28 protein-coding genes are annotated in these 25,554 nt (G+C 64.7%); 2 read left to right on the top strand and 26 right to left on the bottom strand.

The features are described from left to right. The first annotated feature begins 117 nt into the window (after positions 1-117). Together U9J41_RS12085 and U9J41_RS12090 are read left to right on the top strand one after the other, a co-directional pair. A complete protein-coding gene (locus tag U9J41_RS12085) occupies positions 118-2,004 on the top strand; it encodes a DUF885 domain-containing protein (protein WP_322402433.1) in 1,887 nt (628 codons plus the stop codon). After that, on the top strand, positions 2,005-4,056 hold the full coding sequence (locus tag U9J41_RS12090; RefSeq protein WP_322402434.1) for a gluconolaconase: 2,052 nt from the start codon (positions 2,005-2,007) through the stop codon (positions 4,054-4,056). A gap of 10 nt (positions 4,057-4,066) precedes the next feature. Here U9J41_RS12090 and U9J41_RS12095 read toward each other — a convergent pair whose 3' ends face one another. From U9J41_RS12095 to U9J41_RS12220, 26 genes are all read right to left on the bottom strand, one after another. Next, a complete protein-coding gene (locus U9J41_RS12095; protein ID WP_322402435.1) occupies positions 4,067-4,600 on the bottom strand; it encodes a hypothetical protein in 534 nt (177 codons plus the stop codon). 11 nt (positions 4,601-4,611) lie between these two features. After that, positions 4,612-5,130, bottom strand: a complete 519-nt coding sequence (locus U9J41_RS12100) for a hypothetical protein (protein ID WP_322402436.1) — start codon at positions 5,128-5,130, stop codon at positions 4,612-4,614. Beyond that, positions 5,127-6,887 carry a C40 family peptidase gene (locus U9J41_RS12105; RefSeq protein ID WP_322402437.1) on the bottom strand — a complete coding sequence of 587 codons (1,761 nt, stop codon included), beginning with the start codon at positions 6,885-6,887 and terminating at the stop codon, positions 5,127-5,129. The genes U9J41_RS12100 and U9J41_RS12105 overlap by 4 nt, the downstream gene beginning before the upstream one ends. Before the next feature lie 10 nt (positions 6,888-6,897). Next, positions 6,898-7,449 (bottom strand): hypothetical protein, encoded by a 552-nt coding sequence (locus U9J41_RS12110; RefSeq protein WP_322402438.1) that lies wholly within the window; start codon positions 7,447-7,449, stop codon positions 6,898-6,900. A 3-nt stretch (positions 7,450-7,452) separates the two neighbouring features. Then, a complete protein-coding gene (locus U9J41_RS12115) occupies positions 7,453-10,281 on the bottom strand; it encodes a type VI secretion system Vgr family protein (protein WP_322402439.1) in 2,829 nt (942 codons plus the stop codon). A gap of 138 nt (positions 10,282-10,419) precedes the next feature. Further along, on the bottom strand, positions 10,420-10,791 hold the full coding sequence (locus U9J41_RS12120) for a hypothetical protein (RefSeq protein ID WP_322402440.1): 372 nt from the start codon (positions 10,789-10,791) through the stop codon (positions 10,420-10,422). 11 nt (positions 10,792-10,802) lie between these two features. Beyond that, the gene (locus U9J41_RS12125) at positions 10,803-11,594 is read right to left on the bottom strand and encodes a polymorphic toxin type 44 domain-containing protein (protein WP_322402441.1); all 792 of its coding nucleotides are present in this window, start codon (positions 11,592-11,594) and stop codon (positions 10,803-10,805) included. Next, complete coding sequence (locus U9J41_RS12130) at positions 11,591-12,151, bottom strand: PAAR domain-containing protein (protein WP_322402442.1); 561 nt, start codon at positions 12,149-12,151, stop codon at positions 11,591-11,593. The genes U9J41_RS12125 and U9J41_RS12130 overlap by 4 nt, the downstream gene beginning before the upstream one ends. Before the next feature lie 143 nt (positions 12,152-12,294). Continuing rightward, positions 12,295-13,050, bottom strand: coding sequence for a twin-arginine translocase subunit TatC (gene tatC, locus U9J41_RS12135; RefSeq protein ID WP_322402443.1), 756 nt, complete (start codon positions 13,048-13,050; stop codon positions 12,295-12,297). A 37-nt stretch (positions 13,051-13,087) separates the two neighbouring features. Continuing rightward, complete coding sequence (tatB, locus tag U9J41_RS12140; protein ID WP_322402444.1) at positions 13,088-13,594, bottom strand: Sec-independent protein translocase protein TatB; 507 nt, start codon at positions 13,592-13,594, stop codon at positions 13,088-13,090. A 15-nt stretch (positions 13,595-13,609) separates the two neighbouring features. Beyond that, complete coding sequence (gene tatA / locus U9J41_RS12145) at positions 13,610-13,846, bottom strand: Sec-independent protein translocase subunit TatA (RefSeq protein ID WP_322402445.1); 237 nt, start codon at positions 13,844-13,846, stop codon at positions 13,610-13,612. A 122-nt stretch (positions 13,847-13,968) separates the two neighbouring features. Continuing rightward, positions 13,969-14,343 carry a histidine triad nucleotide-binding protein gene (locus U9J41_RS12150; protein ID WP_322402446.1) on the bottom strand — a complete coding sequence of 125 codons (375 nt, stop codon included), beginning with the start codon at positions 14,341-14,343 and terminating at the stop codon, positions 13,969-13,971. Positions 14,344-14,360: 17 nt separating this feature from the next. Then, the gene (locus U9J41_RS12155) at positions 14,361-14,702 is read right to left on the bottom strand and encodes a phosphoribosyl-ATP diphosphatase (RefSeq protein ID WP_056437731.1); all 342 of its coding nucleotides are present in this window, start codon (positions 14,700-14,702) and stop codon (positions 14,361-14,363) included. Continuing rightward, a complete protein-coding gene (gene hisI / locus U9J41_RS12160) occupies positions 14,699-15,133 on the bottom strand; it encodes a phosphoribosyl-AMP cyclohydrolase (RefSeq protein WP_322402447.1) in 435 nt (144 codons plus the stop codon). The genes U9J41_RS12155 and hisI overlap by 4 nt, the downstream gene beginning before the upstream one ends. A gap of 18 nt (positions 15,134-15,151) precedes the next feature. After that, positions 15,152-15,913, bottom strand: coding sequence for an imidazole glycerol phosphate synthase subunit HisF (hisF, locus tag U9J41_RS12165; protein ID WP_322402448.1), 762 nt, complete (start codon positions 15,911-15,913; stop codon positions 15,152-15,154). 124 nt (positions 15,914-16,037) lie between these two features. Next, a complete protein-coding gene (hisA, locus tag U9J41_RS12170; RefSeq protein ID WP_056437724.1) occupies positions 16,038-16,814 on the bottom strand; it encodes a 1-(5-phosphoribosyl)-5-[(5-phosphoribosylamino)methylideneamino]imidazole-4-carboxamide isomerase in 777 nt (258 codons plus the stop codon). 42 nt (positions 16,815-16,856) lie between these two features. Continuing rightward, complete coding sequence (gene hisH, locus U9J41_RS12175) at positions 16,857-17,495, bottom strand: imidazole glycerol phosphate synthase subunit HisH (RefSeq protein ID WP_322402449.1); 639 nt, start codon at positions 17,493-17,495, stop codon at positions 16,857-16,859. A 16-nt stretch (positions 17,496-17,511) separates the two neighbouring features. Continuing rightward, positions 17,512-18,102: an imidazoleglycerol-phosphate dehydratase HisB gene (gene hisB / locus U9J41_RS12180; protein WP_036233394.1), complete on the bottom strand. Its 591-nt coding sequence runs from the start codon at positions 18,100-18,102 to the stop codon at positions 17,512-17,514. Between the two features lie 20 nt (positions 18,103-18,122). Beyond that, on the bottom strand, positions 18,123-19,223 hold the full coding sequence (gene hisC / locus U9J41_RS12185) for a histidinol-phosphate transaminase (RefSeq protein WP_322402450.1): 1,101 nt from the start codon (positions 19,221-19,223) through the stop codon (positions 18,123-18,125). Then, positions 19,220-20,050 carry a DNA-methyltransferase gene (locus tag U9J41_RS12190; protein ID WP_322402451.1) on the bottom strand — a complete coding sequence of 277 codons (831 nt, stop codon included), beginning with the start codon at positions 20,048-20,050 and terminating at the stop codon, positions 19,220-19,222. Before U9J41_RS12190 ends, hisC begins: the two co-directional genes overlap by 4 nt. Continuing rightward, a complete protein-coding gene (gene hisD / locus U9J41_RS12195) occupies positions 20,047-21,372 on the bottom strand; it encodes a histidinol dehydrogenase (RefSeq protein WP_322402452.1) in 1,326 nt (441 codons plus the stop codon). Before hisD ends, U9J41_RS12190 begins: the two co-directional genes overlap by 4 nt. Before the next feature lie 4 nt (positions 21,373-21,376). Continuing rightward, positions 21,377-22,048 (bottom strand): ATP phosphoribosyltransferase, encoded by a 672-nt coding sequence (gene hisG / locus U9J41_RS12200; RefSeq protein ID WP_322402453.1) that lies wholly within the window; start codon positions 22,046-22,048, stop codon positions 21,377-21,379. Positions 22,049-22,204: 156 nt separating this feature from the next. Then, a complete protein-coding gene (gene murA, locus U9J41_RS12205) occupies positions 22,205-23,455 on the bottom strand; it encodes a UDP-N-acetylglucosamine 1-carboxyvinyltransferase (RefSeq protein WP_322402454.1) in 1,251 nt (416 codons plus the stop codon). A gap of 3 nt (positions 23,456-23,458) precedes the next feature. Further along, the gene (locus tag U9J41_RS12210; RefSeq protein ID WP_056437702.1) at positions 23,459-23,695 is read right to left on the bottom strand and encodes a BolA family protein; all 237 of its coding nucleotides are present in this window, start codon (positions 23,693-23,695) and stop codon (positions 23,459-23,461) included. A 6-nt stretch (positions 23,696-23,701) separates the two neighbouring features. Continuing rightward, positions 23,702-24,469 (bottom strand): ABC transporter permease, encoded by a 768-nt coding sequence (locus U9J41_RS12215; RefSeq protein ID WP_322402455.1) that lies wholly within the window; start codon positions 24,467-24,469, stop codon positions 23,702-23,704. Beyond that, positions 24,466-25,413 (bottom strand): ABC transporter ATP-binding protein, encoded by a 948-nt coding sequence (locus U9J41_RS12220; protein ID WP_322402456.1) that lies wholly within the window; start codon positions 25,411-25,413, stop codon positions 24,466-24,468. Before U9J41_RS12220 ends, U9J41_RS12215 begins: the two co-directional genes overlap by 4 nt. Between the last annotated feature and the right edge of the window lie 141 nt (positions 25,414-25,554).

The following is a 25,554-nucleotide window of genomic DNA, read 5'->3' on the forward strand; positions in this document are numbered from 1 at the left end:
GGCGCGACGGATTGTTTCAGATACCCGCAAGCGGGCCGAATGATGCTAATCTGGCGCCCCCGCGCGCGTCCCATGATGCGTGCCATCTGGCCCTTTATTCAACCAGGCAGATAGAACATGATGAAATCGAAAATCGCGCTTGCCGTATTGCTGACCAGCGTCGCGCTGGCGCCGGCGAGTGCGCGCACCAAACCCCATCACAAGGCCTCCACGCACAGCACGAAGGCCAAGGTCTCGTCGAAGAGCAAAGCCAGGGCGCCCGCCGCCAAAGGGCGCTCCCACAACGAAGCGCGCAACAAGACCGCGCCATCCGTCGTCGCCGCGCCGCAGAACCGCAACGACCGCTTCATGGACTCGCTGTCCATGCAATTCCTCACCGCGCTGTGGCGCATCGATCCGGAAGACGGCATCTACGTCGGCAAGTTCGATGCGGCCGCCAGGCTGACGATTCCGGACGCCGCCTCGCGCGCGAAGCGCCTCGCGTTCATCGACGAATGGCTCGACAAGTTCGGCAAGCTGAACGCCGACAAGCTGTCGCCGAACCAGCGCACCGACCTCGCCGTCCTCCTCAACAAACTCAAATACGACCGCTGGCAGCTGACCACGTTCCGCGAGTTCGAATGGAACCCGGCCGAATACAACGTGGCGCAGGCCTTCGACCTGATCCTGAATACGGAATACGCGGCGAAGGCACAGCGCCTGCGCACGATCCTGAAACGCCTGGCCGAGGTGCCTGCCTATTACCAGGCGGCGCGAGCGTCCATCGTCAACCCGACGCACGAGCACACGCAGCTGGCGATCCAGCAGGCGCCGGGCACGCTCGTCGTGCTGGCGGACCTCGGCCAGGCCGCGCAGGAATCGATCCTCTCGCCGCAGGAAAAGGCGATCTTCGCCGTGCGCATCGCGAACGCCGGCACGGCGGTGCTGGGCTGGGTCGACTTTTTGACGGACCTCGATAAATCGCAGATGCAAACGCACCGCGCCCGCTCGTTCCGCATCGGGAAGGATCTGTACGAACAAAAGTTCGCCTTCGAGATCCAGTCGTCCAACACGGGCGAACAGACCTACCGCAAGGCGCTGGCCGCGCGCGACGAACTCCTCACGCGCATGGACGCTTTGTCCGACCAGTTGTGGGACAAGACCATGGGCGCCGGCACCGCCAAGCCGGCCGACCGCTATAAAAAGATCGGCATGGTGATCGACAAGCTCTCGCTGCAGCACACGACGCCGGCGAACTTCCTGCCCGAGATCCGGCGCCAGATCCCGCAGTTGCAGGACTGGGTGATCAAGAACAACCTGGTGACGATCGACCCGAGCAAGCCGCTGGTCGTGCGCGAGACGCCGCTGTACCAGCGCGGCGTGGCCGGCGCCAGCATCGATGCGCCGGGGCCGTATCGTCCGAAGGATAAGACGTATTACAACGTGACGCCGCTGGACGGCCTCACGCCCGAGCAGGCCGAAAGCAGCCTGCGCGAGTACAACAACTGGATGCTGCAAATCCTGAACATCCACGAGGCGATCCCGGGCCACTACACGCAGCTGATGAACGCCAACCGTTCGCCCTCGCTGGTGAAAACCCTGTTCGGCAACGGCGCGATGGTCGAGGGCTGGGCCGTGTACGGCGAGCGCATGATGCTGGATTCGGGCTATGGCGACAACGCGCCCGAGCTGTGGCTGATGTGGTGCAAGTGGAACCTGCGCAGCGTCTCCAACACGATCCTCGACTACAGCGTGCACGTGCTGGGCATGACGCGCGACCAGGCCATGGACCTGCTGGTGCGCCAGGCCTTCCAGACCCCGCAGGAAGCGGCGGAAAAATGGCGCCGCGCGCAGCTGTCGTCCGTGCAGTTGACCAGCTATTTCAGCGGCTACAGCGACATCATGGAACTGCGCGAACGCCGCAAGCAGCAGTTGGGCGACCGCTTCGACCTCAAGCAGTTCCACGACCAGTTCCTGAGCTACGGGAATGCGCCGGTCAAGATCATCGGTGAGTTGATGCGCTAAGTGAAGCGCACACCTCTCGTCGCGGCGCTCGCGGGCGCCGCCTTGCTGGCCGGGGGCGCGGCGCTGTACGTCTTCAACGCCCGCCAGGACGCCACGCCGGGACGGCCCTTCTGGCCCCCCGCGGACGCGCCGACCAGGGCCGCGTGGAGCGCACGCGTAACGCGGCTGGCGGGCGCCTTCGGCGACCCGTTCGGCACCGTCGTCGACGCCCACGGCAACGTGTTCGTGGCCGACGGCGGCGACTGCAGCTGCATCCGCCGCATCGCGCCCGACGGCCGGATGACCACCTTCGCCGGCGGCCGCGCGGGTTTCGCGGACGGCCTCGGCGCCGCCGCCGCGTTCGATACGCCGTCGGCGCTGGCCATCGACCGCCTGGGCAATCTCTACGTGGCCGACACCCGCAACAACGCGATCCGCAAGGTGGCGCCCGACGGCAAGGTGAGCACGCTCGCGGGCGGCGCCGCCGGTTTCGACGGGCCGGTCGGCGTGGCCGTCGACCGCGCCGGCAACGTCTACGTGGCCGACACCTACCACGACCGCATCCGGCGCATCGCCAGGGATGGCGTGGTGACGACGGTGGCCGGCAGCGGCACGCCCGCCTACCTGGACGGTGTCGGCACCGCGGCGGCATTCGATACGCCCAGCGCCATCGCGGTCGACAAGCACGACGTGCTGTTCGTCGCCGACACGGGCAACGACGCGATCCGGCGCATCGACAAGACCGGCGCCGTGACGACGTTCGCGCGCGCGCCCGAGGACGAGCGGCGCCCGCTGCTGCGGCGCCCGGTCGCGCTGGCGCTGACGCACGACGGCTATCTGTACGCGAGCGGCGCGGGCGGACGCATCCTCCAGTTCGACCCGGCCGGGCAGTATCACGCGCTGGCGGATGCCGACCATCCGCCGGGCACGAGCTACGCCAGCGACGGCAGCATGCGGCTGTACGCGCCGCGCGGCATCGCGGTCAAACGCGACGGTGCGCTGCTGGTGGCGGACGGCCAGGCGCAGCAGGTGTTCGCGCTGGCGCCTCCCCGGCCGGGCGCGCCGCCCGCGTACGCGACGCCGGCGCCGCCCGCGGTGGCATCGATGCCCTGGCCGGTCGCCCCGCAACAGGAACCTCACGAGGTGGTCGGCGTGCTGGGCGAGGTGCGCGGCAGCTACGACGGCGAGAACCGCGACCACTTCCACGCGGGCCTGGACATCCGCGCCGACGTGGGCGCGCGCGTGCTGGCGGTCCTGCCGGCGACGGTCGCCGACCCTTATCCCAACTGGGCGTTCGGCCAGCTGGGCGAAGGCATGAGCATCGGGCCGCTGTCGTACATCCACATGCGCGTGGGCCGCGACGCCAAGGGCAATGCGCTCGATCCGCGCTTCCAGCTGCTGCGCGGCGCGAACGGCAAGCCGGAACGCGTACGCGTGCGGCGCGGGACGCGCTTCGCCGTCGGCGACGCGCTCGGCACGATCAATCCGATGGCGCACGTGCACATGGAGTACTACCCCGGCGGCCGCGCCGTCAACGCGCTGGCGCTGCCGTTCGTCGGCCTGCGCGACACGGTGCCGCCCCGCATCCAGGGCATCGCGCTGTACGACGCGAGCGGCAAGCGCCTGCCGGGCAGGAAGGGCAAGCGCCTGCACGTGGCGCGCGCGCTCGGCGACCTCACGATCGTGGCCGCCGGCTACGACCAGATGGACGGCAACCTGGCGCGACGCCGCCTCGGCCTGTACAAATTGGGCTACCAGCTGCTGCATGCGGACGGCAGCCCGGTCGCCGGATTCGAGGCGCCGCGCATCACGCAAACCTACGACCGCCTGCCGCGCGAGCGCGAAGCGGTGAAGCTGCTGTACGCGGAAAACAGCGGCATCACGGTCTACGGCAGCAAGGCCACCGTATTTGCCTATGCCGTCAACAACACGCTGCGGGATGGCGTGGCGCTGCCCGGCACGTGGAAATTGGATGGCCTCGAACCGGGCGATTACGTGCTGCGCATCTACGCGGCGGATTTCGCGGGGCAGGTGGCGCTGGCGGGCCGCGACCTGCCAATCACGGTGGATTAAGACTTGGTGCTCAAGGTTCGGCCAGCACGAACAAGCTGGCAACGGCCTTGCACACGGCGACATTGAATTTTTTCTGGTCCTGCGCCTCGTCCAGGGTCAGGCTCGATACGAGGACTTTTTCGTCGGGGTCGCCGGAGATGCCGTACAGGCGCACTTTCCCATCCTTGACCTCGTACGCCAGCGCGGCATCGAAACCGTGGTCGAGCGTCGCGTCGCGAAAGCGCGTGAGCAGCTTGCCGAGCCGCTTGCGCTTGGCCTTGTCGTGCACGGCGGCCACGGCCAGGTCGCCGGTCAGTTGCGGCGGCAGGTTAGTGAAGTAGACATTGGCGACATTGAGCATGCTCTGGTTGCAGTCGGCGACCTCGCGGGCGTGGTGGTCCGCGACGAATTGCTTGATCGCGCCGGTATAGGGCGCGCCCGATGCGTTTCCGACGGCGGCGATACTCAATCCGTCGGGAGAGCCGGCATGGGCTGCGGTGGCGCCGGTGATCATTGCGGCCAGCATGACTACGTATTTGAACAATGTGGTCGTCGTGTAGTTCATTCGAATCCGTATCAAGGCGTGACCAGCACTGGCAGGCTTGCGAGCACTTTGCAGGCTGCGATGTTGAATTTCTGCTGGTCCTGCGCTGCCTCCACGGACAGATGCGATTCCAGTACGTCTTGGTGCAAACTGCCGGAAATGCCATATAGACGCAGTTGTCCGTCCTTGACGTCGTAGGCGAGGACCGCATCGAAGCCATGGTCAAGCGAATCGCCGCGGTAGCTGGTCAATATCTTCGCGAGCTTCTTGTGCCTGGCTCTGTCACCCGCGGCAGCAAGCGCCAACTCGCTGGTGATTTGCCGTGGCAAGCCTGTTGTGTAAATGCGCTCGATGCGCAAGGCATCGTCGCCGCAACTAATCCCATCGCGTTTGTAGTCGGAAAAAAAACGCGTCACCGCAGCGGTGAATGGTGCGGCCGCCGTGCTGCCGATGGCAGCAACGCTCATACCGTCCGGCGAGCCGGCATGGGCTGCCACGGTGCCGATGGACAGGCCCAGCACGATGATCGCTTTCGTGGATTTGCTCATCATTGTGTTTTCTCGTTTGCGCCGGATACGGCTTTAATGTTCAGGAAATTATTGTTGACGTCATCGACATCGATGGTCTCGGGTTCACCCTGACTTTTTGCGTATTGATCGTAAGTCACCGGAATATAAAAGCCATGAAACTTCTGCTCAAGTATCGTGCCGTCCTTTAGGGGGAAACGCGCAGAAACGGCTGTCAAGAAATACTCCGATACCTTCAAGCGATCGCTCTGATTGCCGCCGAGGCCGGCAATCGTTCCCTTTTTCGTCTTGCCATATACGAATGTGACGTGTCCGGTCCCGTGCGCCTTGCCTGTTGTTTTTACATAGTTACGCATGACCATGAGGGCACCATACACGGGCTTGTCGATCTTCTTGAACTTCTTCGACCAGGTTGCGAACTGCGACGAGGCACTCTTCTCGTAAGGCGCGCCGGCCGTCATCAGGCAATAATTGGCGAACGATGCACACCAGGGCGTGGTCACCATGTTGCCGCCCAGGCCGACGCGCTTGTGGAAATTCCCGGTCTTGGTGATGACGTCCTCTTTCATTCCGGCCCATTTCTTCGCTTCCGCGATCGCCACGGGCATCCATGGCGCCGTCTTCTGGTCGGCCGGTACGATGGCCAGCGGCTCACCGGCGCCTTTCTTGCTGCGCGTCAGGTCGGCGCCGGTCGCAGGCGGCGTGGCCGCTGGCGGCTTCGCACCCGCTGCCGGCTTCGGTTTCGCCTTGGGCGCCGGACGCGCCGCGGGTGTCCTTCGCTGGCCCGACGGCGGGCCATAGATACCGATCACCTGGCCGACGTAGATCCTGGCAGGATCCTTGATGGCGGGATTGTCCTTCATGATCTCGGCCACGGTCGTGCCGAAGCGTCCGGCCAGGACGCCGAGGGTTTCCTTCTGCGCCACGACGTGGTCGAACGGCTTGCGCGCGGGGTTGGTCACGCTGGCCGGCGGCTTCTTCGGCGCGGTGGGTGCTTCGTAGCTGACAAGGTCGTGCAGCAGCACATAGGCACTGGACACGCCGTCCATCACGAACTCGAACTGCTTTTTCCAGACGCCCGTCACATCAGGGAAATGGATCTCGACTTTCTTGCCGGGCTGCGTGTGGGCGATCCTGGGCAACTGGCCGCTGGGGTCCGTCTTTTTTTCGTAGGTCTTGTCGCCGATCTTGATCTGCGCCGGCAGGTCCGGTTTCGGCATCGCACCGTCGGAGACGGTCACCAACGTGGTCGGAACTTCCAGTTCGTGGCGCGTATTCTGACTGGCATGGAAGCCTTCGAACTTTTCCATGGCATCGAGGACCTCTTCCAGCTTGGCATCGGAAATGTCGCTCAATCTGATCGTGATCGGCAAGCCCGTATGTTTGCTGATCGCATTGGCGTAACGCAGCGGATCGTTATCGTCCGTGGCCGGCGCATATCCCTTCATCAGCGTCCCCGGTACATCGGGGTTGGGAATCCCGGTCAGCATCGTATAGATGGTACGGTCGTTGTAGGCGCGGCGCAGCAATTGCTTCTTCTGCAGCCGGCCCTCGGCGTAACTCTTGAATATCAGGAACGAGGCATTTTTCTTGGTCTTGCCGATGCCGATGGCGCCCATGATCAGCTGCTTGCCCTTCCGGGGTGGACGGATATTGCCGGGGTTGTTGAAGCGCCAGGCGATCGTGCCGCCGGTACGCAGCAGGTGCGTACCGTCGTCACCGACGTAATCCACGGTCAGGGTCTCGGCGTCATATCTGGCGCTGATGAATTCGCGACTCATGACTGTAGTCCTATTTCTTCATTTTGGCGGCGACTTCTTTTTTCAGCACCTGCTCGACCGTCAACTTGGCATTGGCGGGGTAGGTCGTGGCGGAAGTCTTCTTGAAGAAATAAGCGGGGCCGTCCGTCTCGTCGTCGCCGGCCTCGGTGAACCGGTACCAAGTCACGGAGATCGGCGCAACGACGCGGGGTTTGGTTTCGGCGATCACGACCTCGACGCTGTTGGCGCGGGCCACCACGGCAGCATCCGCGACGGTCTGCTCACCCTGGGAAATGCTGAACCAAGTGAATGCATTCCGTTTGTCGCCGTCGATGATCGGGGCGTGCAACCACTCTTCGCCAGGCTTGCTTTCGAAGTAGAACGTCAGGCTGCGCTTGTAGACGAGGACATCCTGGTACGCACCATTGATCAAAATAAGTTTGCCACCCAAGACCTGCCACTGATGCATGCCTTGCTGTTCCGACGACACGCTGGTGGCGCCGGTCGGTGTCGCGGCAATGGCGCCGCCTGCCAGTGCCACGCAAGATGCCAGTACCAGTGTTTTGAAAATGCTCTTGATCATGACTTAATCGTCCCCTTCGGGATTGGTAATGAGTTTGCGAAGCAGATTAGGGCTCAGGTGGAGCGATCCATCGAGACCTTCCAGCCTGGAAGCATAGGGGCCGAAATCTTCCGGTGCGAATGCCGGCTCCGCTTCGTCCTCTTCGCGGTAGAACTCGTCGTCCAGCCGCTCGAATTCGGGCATCGGTTCGCTCCCCTCCAGCTTGACGCTGCGCCAGCTGTCCTCGCCAACGTGCAGCGTGAGCTGGTCGTTGTCCGGGAATTCCAGGCGCGGCAGGCGCCCGTCCTCTCCCACGACGCCAGCCGCGACCTGCTTGCCCAGCTTGTCGAGGATGCGGTACGGCTTGCCGACCACGCCCAGCGCCACGACGGCGGCGTCCGCGCCAGGGAAGGCGAAGCGCAGGCTGTGCGGGCCGACTTCAGCGGCCGGCATCGCGGCGAACGAGGCATCCAGGTTCTGCGGGCCGGTCGCGGCATGGCTGGCGGCGTGGGCCTCCCAGTTGCCGGCGGTTCCCTGTTCGATGCCCTTGGCGCTGATTCGGATGAAGCTGCCGCCCGCATGCAGCAGGATTTCCTTGTCCGCCGCGATCTCGATGTTTTGCTTGGTGCTGATCAGCTTGAGCACTTGTTCGGCGATGATCTCGACGTTGTCGCTCTGCGCTTGGATTTCCACCTTGCCCTTGGCCGCGAACAGCTTCATGCCCGCCTTGTAGACGAACACGCTGAGTTTCTCGGTCAGGCTCGCCAGCAGGCTCTTGCCGGTCGAGATCGACAAGTGTTCGCCGGTGGTCAGCACGGTGTGGCGGTCGCTCTGCAGATGTGTGCTGCGCGCCGTGCTGGCGGCGATACCGGCCGGACTGGACAGCACGAGTTGCGGCTCGCTCAATTCGCCCTGCGCCTTGCCGCTGCCGCGGATGGCCTCGTTCTGCGCGGCGAGCGCCGCGCCGGTCGCCGCCTGGTCGACGTCCGCCTGCTGCGCCAGGTGCTGCCGGGCCAGGTCGCCCATCTGGTCGTGGCGCTCGCGCGCGGCGTTCAGGCGGCCGACCGTCTCGCCCATGTCCTTGGCGTGGCCGGCGGCGTTGTCGCGCGCCTCGGTCGTGAGGAGCATGCCCATGCCGGCGCGCGCGACGCCCCAGGCATTGGTGGCCAGTTCCCAGCCCTCGCCGCGCTCGTCCTTGCGTCCGCTGTTGTCTTCCACGCGTGTGATGTAGCCCAGCGAGAGCTGGCTGTGCTGGTGGTCGCTCTTGAGCTGCGCCTGGATCTTGTCGTAGGTGTCGTCCAGGATCAGGTGGTTGCTGCGCCCGCCTGCGGCATTGCCGGTGTTGGGTGCCAGCTCGCGGCTGCGCAGGCCGGTCAACGCATGCTGGGTCGGCTGCTGCCAGGGCGGCATATTGCGTTCGTTAAAGACGCTGCCGGTAACGATGGGGCGGTCCGGCGAGCCGCCCAGCCACTGCACGATCACCTCGCTGCCCACACGGGGCACCGCCGCCGCGCCCAGTTCGCCGCCGGCCCACGAACTGGCCACGCGCAGCCAAGCCGAGCTGCGCTCGTCCTCGGCGCCTTCGCGATCCCAGTGGAACTGGACGCGGATGCGGCCGTACTCGTCGGTGTGAATGCTGTCCGGTCCCTGCGGCCCCACCACGGTTGCCGTCTGGGGCGCCAGGATACGCGTGTCGGTGCTGTTGTAGCCGCGCCCGGGACGCCAGGGAATCTGCCTGCGGATGCAGCGCATGGTATTGCTGTAGTCCGCCGGGAGGGTGTTCTGCAAATAATTGTTGCGCGCCACGTGGCGCACTTCCAGGACCAGGAATTCATCCTTGCCGTCGTCGTCGGGCAAGCCGGTACCGGCGAGGAAGTGGTCGCACAGGCGGAACCAGCGCCCCGGCTGGACGAAGCGATTGTTGCCGCTGCCTTCGAAATGCTTGGCGGCCGCTTCAGCCTCTTCCATGCGCAGCCGCGCCAGGCGGTCCCCATCCTGGCGGTCCCTGAAGCCGTAGGCGCCGGCGTATTCGTAGGATTCAACACCAAGCACGCTTCCCTGCTGGTTCACCGTCGGTATGGTGGCCTGGGCCGGTACCGGCCGCTTGAAGTTGAATGCGGTCAGGGCCACGCTGGACGGCGCGATGCTGCGTACCGGCGACCACTGGGCGATGCCGTCCTCCTCGATCGCGCCGCCCTGGCTCTGGAAGCGCACCTCAGCGGCCCCGTCGATGACGTCGGCGTAGCGCGAATCGTCGGACAGCACGAGCTTGTGTCCCTGCGCCGTGTGCTCGTACCAATAATGCCAGCCGGCCGCTTCCCAGCGCCGGTGCAGGTAGTTGTGGTCGGTCTCGTCGAACTGGCAGGCGTCCGTCATCGGCAGGTCCTCGCCCTGGATGCGGCAGTCCCAGTCGGGCAGGACGGAATAGTCGGCGAAGATGCTTTCGGTCTGCTGGCGCAGCGCTTTACCGTGGAACAGGTAATTGTCCTTGCGCAGGCTGAGGTATTTCAGCCACGGTCCCAGGATGGCTTCATAGAACGCGAATCCGCCATCGGTCGTCACCAGGCGGAAGCTGAAGACGTAGCCGCTGAAATAACGGACAGAGCCATCGCCGCGCACAAGCTCCGCCGTCATCAGCTTGCCCTGCATTTCCTTCAGGGCCAGCGTGGCGCTATCGGAGAGCAGTTCGACGCGGTACTCGAAGTCGCGCGACAGCGACTCGAATGCGTCGAGCTGGTTGGCCAGCAATTGCGCGTCCGGACCGTCGTCGTGCGGAAAGGAGATGCGCAGGATGCGCTTGTTCTGCGCGGCGCCGACGATCAGATCATGGATTGTTTGGACAACTGTTTGCATCTGTTTCCTGTTGACTGCGCGCGCCGCATCGCCTTAAAAGTGACATAAAATAATTTTCCCTAGTAACACACATGCATTTTAAGCAAATAATCCCGTAATGCAATTAAATTGGTGTTACACAATGTGTCGAACGCGACACTAGTTGGAAGCGATACGGGCCAGGAAGTCGGTTTTCACGACGGTGCGCTCGATCTTCGTATCGGGCCCGATATAGACGTCGACGCGGCTGAACGGCTTCCTGATTTCCACGCCGTCGCGGCTTGCGAGCGGCAGGCTGACGTCGATGAAGTAACCGGCATGGAGACGGCGGGCGGTACGGAACTCGATGCTCTCTCCGGGCATCAGCTGATCCTTGACGATGTCGTTGTCTTCGTTAAAGAAATAGGTTACCGGCGCAGTGGCGGCGGAGGAGTAATGCAGGAAGACAACCGGCAACGTAAACGAGTTCACGCCTATCGCCAGCCACAGCGCTGCGATTGCCCCAGCAACGGCCAGGAGTTTTTTCAGCATGGATGACCTTTTCATGGAGAGCATTGGTGCGGGCGTTTGGCGACGTCTCCCCGCCTGCCCCAGGGAATGGGTACGCCGGCGACCGCCTTGAGTAGAAGGGCCACGGTCAGCGCTGCCGGCTTGGCCTGCTTGTACAAGGCCACGCCCAGCTTGATGGAGATATGGTCCGGAATATCGTCGAGGGCATTGGCCCAGTTGCCGTTTTCAGGATGGTGCTGGACCCGAGGAAGGCGCCATTTGGCGAGGTCACGTCCGATGTCGCTGCCGGCCTGGGCCAGTCCGGCGCCACCCAGCAGCTCGTCGGGACTGAAACCGCAGGCGACGCCGACGTAGCCGTAATGGATGTTGGACCAGATATCGTAGAAGTAATCGTTGTCGCCGTAGCGCTGCCAACCCTTGCGGAAGATATTTTGTCTGCTCAGGCGCGCGGCCAGGATAGGCTTGTGATCCCAGGGCCGTCCGGGACCCACCCGCTCGGCCCAGATGCTGTAGGCGGCCGTCTTCCTGCCCATGGCGATACCGGCATAGTCGGGGGGGCCGCCGAATTTTGCGTACCACGGCAGCGCCTGCCAAGCCTCCAGTTCCTTGCCGATGTCGTAGGCGTTCGCCTCCGTCATCTTCCGGCCCTGCTCGGTGAACGGGTTGCGCTGCATTTCCGCGACCATGTACTCGGCAATGCCGACCACGTCGTTGCCATGGTTGCAGACGCGTAATGTCTTGGTCCCGGCGTCGGCCACCGGGGTCGTGTTCGTGGCCGCGACCAGTCGCATCGGCCTGCCGTTCCTGTCCAGCACGGCGCTCATGCATTGTCCACCAGGTAGACGCGCACATGTTCCTGCTCCAGCGTCTGCTTGAGCAAATGCGTGCGGCCGTGTGCGTCGGTGGTGCCGTGTTCGACGCTGCCGTCCTCGCGCTCGATCGCGTAGTCGACGTGGGCCAGCGGTTCGTCGTCGCTCGCCCCCAGCAGTACGTAGCGGTCGTCGTACCGGCCGGGCACCCAAGGCTCGTCGTCCAGCGGTGCGGCGGCGATACCGGCGGCGGCCAGCGCAGTCGCCGCCGGCTGGAAATAGGCCGTGGCGATCGGCGCGTCCGACGGATCGTCGATGCCATGGATGCCGTTGAGGGTTGACGTCAGCGGACAACCGCCGCTGGTCGTATCGCCATGCAAGGCCTGCGGCAGGCCATCCGGCAGGGTGAAGTGGTGCTCCCCCGCCTTGACCACACAGTTCTTCCTGCATTTCATGGGGCTGCCCTCATGGGCAAGCGGCTTGCCATGGCTCGTGCAGGTCGGGTGCCCTTGTTCGACATGCCCGCCGCAGGAAGCGGCGTCGCCTTCACGTATCCAGCCGATAATGCTCATAGTCGCGACACAATATTCGTTGAAGTTAATATTTTAACAGCAACAAAATAGATTGTATCGTGCTCGATCCGCGATTTCACAACCGCCGGCGGTAATGAAAACGGCGCCCGCAGGCGCCGTCGTTCAGGGAGCGGGATGCACGCTCAGGCGTGTTCCTCCGGCGCCTGCGTCACCCGCACGAAGATCGGCGCCATGATGAGGCCCAGCTCGAACAGCAGGCACATCGGCACGGCCAGCGCCAGCTGGCTGACGGCGTCCGGCGGGGTCACGACGGCGGCGATCACGAACGCGCCGACGATGGCGTACGGACGGATCGAGCGCAGCTTCTCGACGCTGACGATGCCCATGCGCACGAGGATCACGACGACCACCGGCACCTCGAACGTGGCGCCGAACGCGAGGCACATGGACATCACGAAATCGAGGTAATTCTCGATGTCCGGCATCACCGCGATGGAATTCGGAGAAAAATTGCCGATGAAGTGGAAGATGCGGCCGAACACGAAGAAATAGCAGAACGCCACGCCCGCGATGAACAGGAACGACGACGAGATCACGAGCGGCAGCACGAGCCGCTTTTCGTGCGCGTACAGCCCGGGCGCGACGAACGCCCAGACCTGGTAGAACACCCACGGCAGCGCGAGGATGAAGGCGATCAGCAAGGTGACCTTCATCGGCACGAGGAACGGCGAGACGACGCCCGTGGCGATCATCTTGGAGCCGGCCGGCAGCGCGGCCAGCATGGGCGCGGCGAGGAAATCGTAGATGCGTGCCGGGCCCGGCCACACCAGCAGCGCGATGCATGCGAGGACGATGCCGTACGTCGCCTTGATCAGGCGGTCGCGCAGCTCGACCAGGTGGGAGATGAAGGTTTCTTCGCCCGCGGTTTCTTCAGTCATCTGGCGCAAGGATGCGGCGTCCGGAGGTGGCCGTCATCTAGAAAAATTTGGTGTTGGAGGTGGCGCCGGGGCGGAATTTGCGCACGCGCGCGGCGCCGGACAGCACGTGCTGGCGCGTGCCCTGGCGGTTCTTGTACCAGGCCGGCATGCTCGACGTCTTGGCCAGCTTCTTGCGGCGGAAGTCGCGCGCCTTGCGCTCGATGTCGTCCGGCGTGGCCGTCGTGGGCATGACGGCCGTGTCGCCGCGCCAGGCGGATTCGACCTCGCCCATATGGCCCGAGACGGTGGTCTCGACCTCGGACTTGAACGTCTCCACCTCGGACTTGAAGCTTTGCGCGCTGTCCTGGATATCCTTGTGGAGGTTGCGCAACTCCTCCATCTCGATCTCGCGCGAGACCTCGGATTTCACCTCGTGCAGGTAGCGCTGGGCGCGGCCGTACAGGGTGCCGGCCATGCGCGCCACCTTAGGCAATTTCTCCGGGCCAATCACGACCAGCGCCACCGCGCCGATGATGGCGAGTTTGGTAAGACCGAGATCGATCATGGACGGGTAACGGGATCAGTGGCGCGTTTTTTCGCGCGCGTCGACGTCGATCGTCGACTTGTCGGCCACCTGTTGCGGCGGCTGCGCGGTCGATTGGCCCGGGGCCTTGTCTTCGTCGCCCTTCACGCCATCCTTGAAACCCTTGACGGCCTTGCCCAGGTCCGAGCCCGCATTGCGCAGCTTGCCCGTACCGAACACCACCACCACCACGACCAGCACGATCAGCCAGTGCCAGATACTCATCGAACCCATTGTTTTCTCCTTGCCGGGCAGCAGCCCGATCAGCGTAAGCGTAAAGCTACGCCAGTATAAGCGATGCAGGGCAAGAATGCCCTCTTTCCTTCAGGGAAAAAGACCAGGCCCCGTTCCCGCTCTTACGTGCCCAGGCCGCGCCACGGACGCGGGCCGCCGTACACGTGCAGGTGCAGGTGATACACCTCCTGGCCGCCGTCCGGGCCGACGTTGAACAGCGTCTTGTAGCCGCCGCTGCGCTGGCCGTCCGGACCGGTTTTCACGGCGATGCCGTGTTCAGCCGCCAGCTTCGGCGCCAGCGCCAGCATCTTGCCGAGGATGGTCGCGTGCGCATCGGTGCAATCGGACAAGGTGGCCACGTGCTGCTTCGGGATCACGAGCAGGTGCACGGGCGCCGCCGGGTTGATGTCCTTGAACGCGAGCAATTCGTCGTCCTCGTACACCACGCTGGCCGGAATCTGCCGGGCGGCGATCTTGCAGAAGATGCAGTTGTCCATGTTCTCTCCAGTCTTGGTCAGTCTTGCGGACGCGACGCTTTTTCTTCGATGCCGGAAATGCCTTCGCGCCGCGCCAGTTCGTCCAGCACCTGCTGCGGCGTGAGGCCGAACTGCGCCAGCAGGACGATCGAATGGAACCACAGGTCGGCCGTTTCGTACAGCAGCTTCGAGACGTCCGCGCCGGCGCGCACGTCCTTCGCGGCCATCACGGTCTCGACGGCTTCCTCGCCGATCTTTTTCAGGATCGCGTCGTCGCCCTTGGCGAACAGCTTGGCCACATACGAGGACGACGGGTCGCCGCCGTTGGCCGGCTTGCGGGTTTCGATCAGTGCCGCCAGGCGTTCCAGTTGCGTGCTCATTTACTCTTTTTCGGGTTGGTGTAGATGGTGTCCGGGTCCTGCAGCACCGGCTCGACGCTGTGCCAGTCGCCGTCCTCGAACTTCTGGAAGAAGCAGGAATGGCGGCCGGTGTGGCAGGCGATGCCGCCGGCCTGCTCGACCTTCAGCAGCACCACGTCTTCGTCGCAGTCGAGGCGGATTTCCAGCACTTTCTGCACGTGGCCGGACTCTTCGCCCTTGTGCCACAGCTTCTTGCGCGAGCGGCTCCAGTACACGGCCTCGCCCAGCTCCACGGTCCGGGCCAGGGCTTCGCGGTTCATCCAGGCGAACATCAGGATGTCGCCGCTGCCGGCTTCCTGGGCGATCACCGGCACGAGGCCGTGCTCGTCCCATTGGACTTTCTTGAGCCAGGGTTGGGCCGGGATCGTCGGGGGGGTGGTCGGAGTCACCATGGTCGTCGGTTCCATCAGTCAGTCGAGGCGCATCGGGATGCCGCGTTCGGCCATGAAGCGCTTCGCCTCGCCGACCGTGTGCTGCCCGTAATGAAAAATGCTGGCGGCCAGCACGGCGTCCGCATGGCCTTTCAGCACGCCGTCGGCCAGGTCCTGCAGGCCGCCCACGCCGCCGGAAGCGATCACGGAAATGCCGACCGCGTCCGACACGGCGCGCGTCAGGCCCAGGTCGAAGCCGGACTTGGTGCCGTCGCGGTCCATGCTGGTCAGCAGCAGTTCGCCGGCGCCCAGGCTTTCCATCTTGCGGGCCCATTCGACGGCATCGAGGCCGGTCGCGTTGCGGCCGCCGTGGGTAAACACTTCCCACTTGCCGGGCGCGACCTGCTTCGCGTCGATGGCGACGACGATGCATTGCGAGCCGTGCTTCTGCGAGGCGTCGTACACGAGCTGCGGATTGGTCACGGCCGAGGTGTTCATCGACACCTTGTCGGCGCCGGCGTTCAGCAGCCGGCGCACGTCCTCGACCTTGCGCACGCCGCCGCCCACGGTCAGCGGGATGAACACGGTCGATGCCACGGCCTCGATGATCGGCAGGATCAGGTCGCGGCCGTCGCTGGACGCCGTGATGTCGAGGAAGGTGAGCTCGTCGGCGCCCTGCTCGTTGTAGCGGCGTGCGATCTCGACCGGGTCGCCGGCGTCGCGCAGTTCGGTGAAGTTGACGCCCTTGACGACGCGGCCGCCGGTGACGTCCAGGCAGGGGATGATGCGTTTTGTGAGCATAAGATTACTAAGTTAGCTCGTCGCCCCTGCGCAGGCATGGGCCCAATTTGCACGCGCAGTCGATATGCGCGCAAACCTTGGGTCCCCGCCTGCGCGGGGACGACGGTTTCAGGGGTGGCGGCCTTTACGCCTGCGCGCCCTCGGTCAATGCGTCCGCGCGCTCCTGCGCGCTGGCCAGGTCGAGCGTGCCTTCGTAGATCGAACGGCCGCAGATCACGCCCTCGATGCCCTCGTCCTGCACGGCGCACAGCGCTTCCACGTCGGCCAGGTTGTGCAGGCCGCCCGAGGCGATGATCGGGATGCGCACGGCCTGCGCGAGGCGCACGGTCGCTTCGATGTTCACGCCGCCCATCATGCCGTCGCGGCCGATGTCGGTGTAGACGATCGATTCCACGCCGTAGCCTTCGAACTTCTGCGCGAGGTCGATGACTTCGTGGCCGGACATCTTGCTCCAGCCGTCCGTCGCGACCTTGCCGTCCTTGGCGTCCAGGCCGACGATGATACTGCCCGGGAAGGCGCCGCAGGCGTCGTGCAGGAAGCCCGGGTTCTTCACCGCGGCGGTGCCGACGATGATGTAGGTGATGCCGTCGTCCAGGTAGCGCTCGATGGTGTCGAGGTCGCGGATGCCGCCGCCCAGCTGGACCGGGATCTCGTCCAGCTCATTGTCCGTGGCGTAGTCCTGCACGACGCGCAGGATCGATTTGATCGCGTCTTCGTTCTTCGGTTTGCCCGCGAACGCGCCGTTCAGATCGACCAGGTGCAGACGGCGCGCACCTTTCTTCAGCCAGTGCAGCGCCATCTCGGCGGGATCTTCGGAAAACACGGTGGCGAGGTCCATATCGCCTTGTTTCAGGCGAACGCAGTGACCGTCTTTCAGGTCGATGGCGGGGATCAGCAGCATGGTCGGTATCGATTAGGTTAATGGCCGGGTTGACGGCGGAAATTACGGATTCCAGTGAACGAAGTTCTTGTACAGCTGCAAACCGGCAGCGGCACTTTTCTCGGGGTGGAACTGGGTCGCGACGATGTTGTCCCTGGCGACCGCACAGCAGTACGGCGCGCCGTAGTCGGTCTCGCCGATGGTGTGCGCGGCGTCGTCCGGCACCGCGAAATAGCTGTGCACGAAATAAAAATAGCTGTTGTCGGCCACGCCGTTCCACAGCGCGTGGGCGCGCGCCTGGCGCACCCGGTTCCAGCCCATCTGCGGCACCTTGAAGCGCGAGCCGTCGGCCTGCAATCGGCCGTCGAGCTGGAAGCGCACCACCTTCCCGGGCAGCAGGCCCAGGCCGGGCGCATCGCCCTCCTCGCTCATCTCGAACAGCATCTGCTCGCCCACGCACACGCCCATCACGGGACGGGTGCGGGTCGCGCGCAGCAGCGCGTCCTCGGCGCCGGATTCGCGCAGGCTCTGCATGCAGTCGCGCATCGCGCCCTGGCCCGGCAGCACGACGCGGTCGGCCGCGTCGATCACGGCCGGGTCGTTGGAAATCCGCACATCGGCCTCGGGCGCGACGGCGCGCAGGGCCTGTGCCACCGAGCGCAGGTTGCCCACCCCATCGATCACAACAATCTTGTTCGTCATTCTTTCTTCCGTCGCGTTACAGGCTGCCCTTGGTCGACGGGATCGTGCCCGCGGCGCGCGCATCCAGCTCGGACGCCATGCGCAGCGCGCGGCCGAACGCCTTGAACACGGTCTCGCACTGGTGATGGGCGTTCACGCCGCGCAGGTTGTCGACGTGCAGCGTCACGCCGGCGTGGTTGACGAAGCCGCGGAAGAACTCGATGGTGAGATCCACGTCGAAGCGGCCGATCGTCGCGCGGGTGAACGGCACATGCCATTCCAGGCCCGGACGGCCGGAAAAGTCGATCACGACGCGCGACAGCGCCTCGTCCAGCGGCACGTAGGCGTGGCCGTAGCGCCGGATCCCCTTTTTATCGCCGATGGCCTTGGCCACCGCCATGCCCAGCGTGATGCCGGTGTCCTCGACGGTGTGGTGGTCGTCGATGTGCAGGTCGCCGACGGCCTCGACTTCGAGGTCGATCAGGCCGTGGCGGGCGATCTGGTCCAGCATGTGGTCCAGGAACGGCACCCCGGTATTGAGTTTCTGGCGGCCGGTGCCGTCCAGGTTGAGCGCGACGCGAATCTGCGTCTCGCTCGTATTGCGCGTGATTTCTGCGGTGCGGGTCATTGCTAGGTGCTCGGCGGTGTTCAGGCTTGCAGCGAAGCCTTCAGGGCATTCAGGAATACGGAGTTTTCTTCCGGGGTGCTGACCGTAACACGGATGCAATTGGCCAGCAATTCATGCATTCTACTCAAATTTTTAATCAGCACCCGTTCCGCGAACAGTTTAGCGCAGGTCTTGTCGGCGTCCGGCACGCGCACGGTGATGAAATTGGCGCTCGACGGAAACACCGTCACGCCCGGCAGCGCGGCCATCGCGGCGGCCAACTCGGTGCGCGCGTCGTTCAGGCGGGCGGCCTGCTCGTCCAGCACTTCCACGTGGTCGAGCGCGAATTCCGCCGCCACCTGCGTCAGTACGTTGACGTTGTACGGCGGCCGCACCTTGTCGAACTGTTCCAGCAGGGCGGGCGCCGCGGCGAGATACCCGAGGCGGATGCCGGCCAGGCCCAGCTTCGACAGCGTGCGCATCACGACCAGGTTCGGATACTGCGGCAGCTTGTCCATGAAGCTCGTGCGGGCGAACGGGTGATAGGCCTCGTCGGCGACGACGATGCCGTTTTCTCCCAGCGCTTCGATGATGGCGATCATGTCCGCTTCGTCGTACAGGTTGCCGGTCGGGTTGTTCGGGTAGGCCAGGAACACGAGGCTCGGCTTGTGCTCGGCGATCGCGGCCAGCATGGCGGCGCGGTCGAGCGAGAAGTCGGCCTTCAACGGCACGCCGACGAAGTCCATGCCCGCGAACTGGGCCGAGCGCTGGAACATCACGAAGGCCGGGATCGGCGCCAGCACGACCGCGCGTTTATCCTGGCGCGCCGTCGCGGTGCACAGGATCGAGATGATCTCGTCGGAGCCGTTGCCAAGGATGACGTCGAACCCGGCCGGCACGCCCAGCCGGGCGCGGATGCGTTCCTTGATGCCGGCATACGACGGCACCGGATAGCGGTTCAGGACCGCATCCGCCAGGCGCCGGGCCAGTTCCGCGCGCAGCGCATCCGGCAGCTGGTACGGGTTTTCCATCGCGTCCAGCTTGATGTAGCCGCTCGAATCCGGGACGTTGTAGACATGGCCGGACCGGACGTCTTCGCGGATCGTGTTGGCGATGAGGTTGTCGATGCTGGTCCTGCTCATGCTTGGTTCACTCCTTCGGTGGCGGTGGTTGAAACGTCGGCGCGGGCGCCTTTGCGTTTCCTGGTGGCCGGCTGCGCGGGGGCGGACAAACGTTCCGCGATGGTCGCGCAGTAAGCGGGGTTCAGTTCGAAACCGGTGAAATGCCGGCCGAGGCGTTTGGCGGCCAGCGCCGTCGTGCCGCTGCCCATGAACGGGTCGAGCACGACGCCGCCCGGCGGGCATGACGCCTTGACCATGCGCTCGATGATCTCGAGCGGTTTCTGCGTCGGATGGTCGACCCGTTCCGCATGTTCGCGATGCAGTCGCGACACGCTCCACAAGTCCTTCGGGTTGTAACCCACTTCCAGCCACTTGGCGCCCACGAAGATCGAGCGCGATCGCGCCTTCTTCGTCGCGGCGTCGTACGGGATACGTACGGCGTCCAAGTCGAAATAATAATCCTTGCGCTTCACGAAGAAGCCGATGGTGTCGTGCACCGAGCTGTAGCTCCTGGTGCTGCCCCCCATCGAGGGGACGCGGCGGTCCCAGATGATCTCGTTCATCATCGTCATGCGCCGCTTGAGCATGACGAAGATCTCCGGCGCGAAGCGCCAGGTGAGAAAGATGTACAGGCTGCCGTTGTCCTTCAGCTTGGGCAGCGCACAATCGATCCAGCGCTCGGTCCAGGCGAGGTAATCTTCCACGCTCTGCTGGTCCGAGCCGTTGCCGTAATCCTTGCCGAGATTATACGGCGGGTCCGTCAGGATCAGGTCGATGCTGCCGTCGGGGATGCGCGCCATGCCGGCCAGCGCATCCTCGCAGAAGACCTGATCGAGCCAGGCCGTCATGATTCCGGCCGAATCCTGAGCTCCGCGCTGCGCGCGTGCGCCTGCAAGCCCTCGCCGTACGCGAGTTCGGCCGCGACCTTGCCGAGGGTCTGCGCGCCGGCCTGCGACACGAACAGGATCGACGAGCGCTTCTGGAAATCGTACACGCCCAGCGGCGACGAGAAACGCGCCGTGCGCGACGTCGGCAGCACGTGGTTCGGGCCGCAGCAGTAGTCGCCCAGCGATTCGGACGAGAAGCGGCCGAGGAACATCGCGCCCGCGTGGCGGATCTTGTCCGCCCACTGCTGCGGGTCCTCGGCGGAGATCTCCAGGTGCTCGGCCGCGATGGCGTTGGCGATGGCGCACGCTTCATCCATGTCGCGCACCTTGATCAGGGCGCCGCGGTCCGTCATCGACGTGGCGATCGTCGCCTTGCGCGGCATCGTCGGCAGCAATTTGTGGATGCTCGCCTCGACCTGCGCGATGTAAGCGGCGTCGGGGCACAGCAGGATGGCCTGCGCCAACTCGTCGTGCTCGGCCTGCGAGAACAGGTCCATCGCGACCCAGTCCGGGTCCGTCGTGCCGTCGCACAGCACGAGGATTTCCGACGGGCCCGCGATCATGTCGATGCCGACCGTGCCGAACACGCGGCGCTTGGCGGCGGCGACGTACGCATTGCCCGGGCCGACGATCTTATCGACCGGCGGAATCGTCGCCGTGCCGTACGCGAGCGCGCCGACGGCCTGCGCGCCGCCGATGGTGATCACGCGCGTGACCCCGGCGATCGCCGCGGCGGCCAGCACCATGCGGTTCTTGACGCCATCCGGCGTCGGCACAACCATCACGATTTCCTGCACGCCCGCGACCCTGGCAGGAATCGCGTTCATCAGCACGGACGACGGATACGCGGCCTTGCCGCCCGGGACGTAGATGCCCACGCGGTCGAGCGGCGTGACGCGCTGGCCCAGCACCGTGCCGTCAGGTTCGGTGTACGTAAAACCGTTCAGTTCCTGCTTCTGGCGCTCGTGGAACACGCGGATGCGCTCGGCGGCCGTGCGCAACGCGGCGCGTTGCGATTCCGGCAGCGAGTCCAGTGCTTCCTGCAGTTCTTCCTGTGTGACGTCGAGGGCGGCCATGCTGGTGGCGCCACCGTTCGGAAGACGATCGAATTTGTTCGTGTATTCCAGCACGGCGGCGTCGCCGCGCGCCTTCACGTCGGCGAGGATCTTCGCCACGGCCGATTCGATGGCGTCGTCGGTCTCGGCTTCGAACGCGAGCAGGGTATTCAGGGTCTGCTGGAAGCCGGCGGCGCTGGAATCGAGTTTGCGGATCGTGATCGACATGGGTTCAGCCTTCGCGCTTGGACGCGCGTTCGAACGCGTCGATGATCGGTTGCAGGCGCTCGCGCTTGAGTTTCAGCGCGGCCTGGTTGACGACGAGGCGCGACGAGATCTCCATGATCTTTTCGACTTCGACCAGGTTGTTGGCGCGCAGCGTGCCGCCCGTCGACACGACGTCGACGATGGCGTCCGACAGGCCGACCAGCGGCGCCAGTTCCATCGAACCATACAGTTTGATCAGGTCGACGTGCACGCCCTTCTTGGCGAAGTGCTCGCGCGCCGTGTGCACGAACTTGGTCGCCACGCGCAGGCGCGCGCCCTGGCGCACGGCGTTCTCGTAGTCGAAGCCGGCGTTGACGGCCACGGACATGCGGCAGCAGGCAATTTTCAGGTCGATCGGTTGGTACAGGCCTTCGCCGCCATGCTCGAGCAGCACGTCCTTGCCGGCCACGCCGAAGTCGGCGGCGCCATGCTGGACATAGGTCGGCACGTCGGTGGCGCGCACGATCAGCACGCGCACGCCGGGGTCGTTGGTGGCGAGGATCAGCTTGCGCGAGGTTTCCGGATTTTCCAGTACCTCGATGCCGGCCGCGGCCAGCAGCGGCAGCGTGTCTTCGAAAATGCGGCCCTTCGAGAGGGCGAGGATGAGCTGCGAGCTGTCCTGAGTGATGTCGTTCATGTGACTGCGTTAGTTTTGGACCCGCGCCCTACACCGTCGTTCCCGCGGAGGCGGGAACCCAAGTGCTGTTTGCGTTTCGTTAGCGCTTGCAAAATTGGGTCCCCGCCTGCGCGGGGACGACGTGGGTTGAGAGCGCGGTCGTCCCTGTTCTTGTCTTTATTTGATCCGGACGATGTCCGCCCCCACCGCCGACAACTTCGCCTCCATCCGGTCATACCCGCGATCGAGGTGATAGATGCGGTCGACGAGGGTCGTGCCCTCGGCGGCCAGGCCGGCGATCACCAGCGAGGCCGAGGCGCGCAGGTCGGTCGCCATCACGGGCGCGCCGACGAGGCGGTCGACGCCCTTGATGAAGGCCGTGTTGCCCTCGGTGGAGATCTGCGCGCCCAGGCGGTTCATTTCCTGCACGTGCATGAAGCGGTTTTCGAAGATGGTTTCGGTGACGCGGCTCGGGCCGTTCGCGATCGTGTTCACGGCCATGAACTGCGCCTGCATGTCGGTCGGGAAGCCCGGGTATTCCGTGGTGCGGAACGAGACCGGCTGCGGGCGTGCGTCCATGCGCGCGCGGATGCTGTCGCCTTCGACGGTGAGCGCGACACCCATCTCGCGCAGCTTGTCGAGGCCCGCGTCGAAGATGTCCGTGCGGGTGCGGGTAATGCGGATGTCGCCGCCCGTCGCCGCCACGGCGCAGAGAAAAGTAGCCGCCTCGATGCGGTCCGAGATCACCGAATGCTCGGTGCCGTGCAGGCTGTCGACGCCCTGGATCACGAGGCGGTCGGTGCCGATGCCGTCGATCTTCGCGCCCATCGCGACGAGCATGTTCGCGAGGTCCGTCACTTCCGGCTCGCGCGCCGCGTTTTCCAGGATCGTCTCGCCCTCGGCCAGGACGGCGGCCATCAGCAGGTTTTCCGTGCCGGTCACGGTGATCATGTCCGTGTGGATGCGCGCACCCTTGAGGCGCGCCGCCTTCGCGAAAATATAGCCGCCTTCGATCGTGATCTCGGCACCCATCTGGCGCAGGCCCTTGATGTGCTGGTCGACGGGACGCGAACCGATCGCGCAGCCGCCCGGCAGCGACACCTTGGCTTCGCCGAAGCGCGCCAGCATCGGGCCCAGCACGAGAATCGATGCGCGCATCGTCTTGACCAGCTCGTACGGTGCGACGAGGGTGTCGATGGCCGATCCGTTCAGCACGACGTTCTCGTCGTCCTGCGTGACTTTCAAACCGGTCTGTTCGAGCAGGCGCAGCATCGTGCGCACGTCGTGCAGGCGCGGCACGTTCGACAGCCGCAGGTCGCCGGCCGTCAGGAGGCCCGCGCACAGGATCGGGAGCGCCGCGTTCTTGGCGCCCGAGATGGGAATGTCACCGTTCAGGCGCTTGCCGCCGACGATCTGGAGCTTGTCCATGGCTTATCCTTGGTACTCTTCCGGGGTCAGCGTCTTCATCGACAGCGCATGGATTTCTTCGCGCATGCGGTCGCCCAGGGCGGCGTAGACGATCTGGTGGCGCTGGATACGGCTCTTGCCGGCAAACGCGGGCGAGACGATGACGGCGCTGAAATGCTGGCCGTCGCCCTCGACTTCCAGGTGGGTGCACGCCAGGCCGTTTTGGATGTAGCCGTGAATGAGTTCGGGTGTAGTAACCATGTTTTGTCAGTGCCGCAGTTTGTAGCCGCGACGAAGCAGATTGATTGCGATAGCGGCCAGGGCCACGAAGAAGACGGCGACGATGCCCAGGCTGGTCCAGGGCGACACGTCGGACTGGCCGAAGAAACCATAGCGGAACCCGTCAATCATATAAAAGAACGGGTTGAAATGCGAGACCGCCAGCCAGAACGGCGGAAGTTTCTTAATGGAATAGAACACGCCCGCCAAAAATGTTGCAGGCGTGATCAAAAAGTTCTGGAACGCGGCCAACTGGTCGAATTTTTCCGCCCAGATGCCGGCGATGACGCCGAGCGTGCCCAGGATGCCGGCGCCCAGCAGCGCGAACACGATGATCCACAGCGGCGCCACGAACGACAGGTGGGCGAACCACGCCGTGATGATGAACACGCCGAAACCGACGGCCAGCCCGCGCACGACGGAGGCCACCACGTACGCCGACAGGATCTCCACGTGCGACAGCGGCGGCAGCAGGATGAACACGAGGTTGCCGGTGATCTTGGACTGGATCAGCGAGGACGACGAGTTGGCGAACGCATTCTGCAGCACGCTCATCATCACGAGGCCGGGGACGAGGAACGACGTGTAGCTCACGCCGTCGAGCATCTGCACGCGGCCGTCCAGCACGTGGCCGAAGATCAGCAGATACAGCATCGCGCTGACGACGGGCGCGGCGATGGTCTGCGTGGCGACCTTCCAGAAGCGCAGGATCTCTTTGAAGAACAGGGTCTTGAAGCCCACGGAAAACGGATTCATCGTACGGGTGCTCCAGCTTGAGATGCGCCTTCCATGATCTGGATAAAAATATCTTCCAGGTCGGCCTGCTGCAGCTGCATCTCGTCGATGTCGGCGCCGGATTCGCGCAGGCGCGCGAGGATGCCTTCCACTTCGCCGTATTCGTTGACGCGCAGCGTGTACGTGTTGCCGCCGTTGTTCTTGCCCTCGTCGTGTTCGTTGTGCGCGACGAGGTGGCGCAGGCCGTCCGGCAGGGTGCCGTGCTTGAGGTGCACGACGAGCGACGAACCGGACACGCGGCGCAGCAACTGCGACATCGTGTCCAGCGCGACGACGTTGCCCGTCTTGAGCATGGCGACGCGCTGGCACATGGCCTGCGCTTCTTCCAGGTAGTGCGTCGTCAGGACGACCGTGTGCCCCTCGCGGTTCAGGCGCGAGATGAATTTCCATAAAGTCTGGCGCAGCTCGACGTCGACGCCGGCCGTCGGTTCGTCCAGCACGATCACGGGCGGCTTATGCACGAGGGCCTGGGCGACGAGGACCCGGCGCTTCATGCCGCCGGACAGCGCGCGCATGTTGACGTCCGCCTTGGGCGTCAGGTCGAGGTTTTCCATGACCTCGTCGATCCACTTGTCGTTGTTCTTGAGGCCGAAGTAGCCGGACTGCAGGCGCAGGGTTTCGCGCACGGTGAAGAACGGATCGAACACGAGTTCCTGCGGCACGACGCCCAGCGCCATGCGGGCGGCACGGAAATCCTTGACGACGTCATGGCCGTGGATGCGCACGCTGCCCACGTCCGGGCGGATCAGGCCGGCGATGGTCGAAATCAGGGTGGTCTTGCCGGCGCCGTTCGGTCCGAGCAGGCCGAAGAACTCGCCCTGCTCGATGTTCAATGAAACGCCCTTGAGGGCCTTGAAGCCCTTGTAGCTTTTCTCGACGCTGTCGATCTGGATGGCTGCTGTCATGCGTTGGAGATCCGAAAGGACGGAACCGTGCGGGGGAAACGGGCCATTATAGAAGAAAATGCCATATCCAACCGGACATGGCATGTTTGCGGACGCCGGCGTCATGCCGGCGTTCGCGCGGGCTCGGGGAGCCCGCCCTAC

The organism is Massilia luteola, from assembly GCF_034420155.1.
GTDB classification, from domain to species: Bacteria; Pseudomonadota; Gammaproteobacteria; order Burkholderiales; family Burkholderiaceae_D; genus Telluria; species Telluria luteola.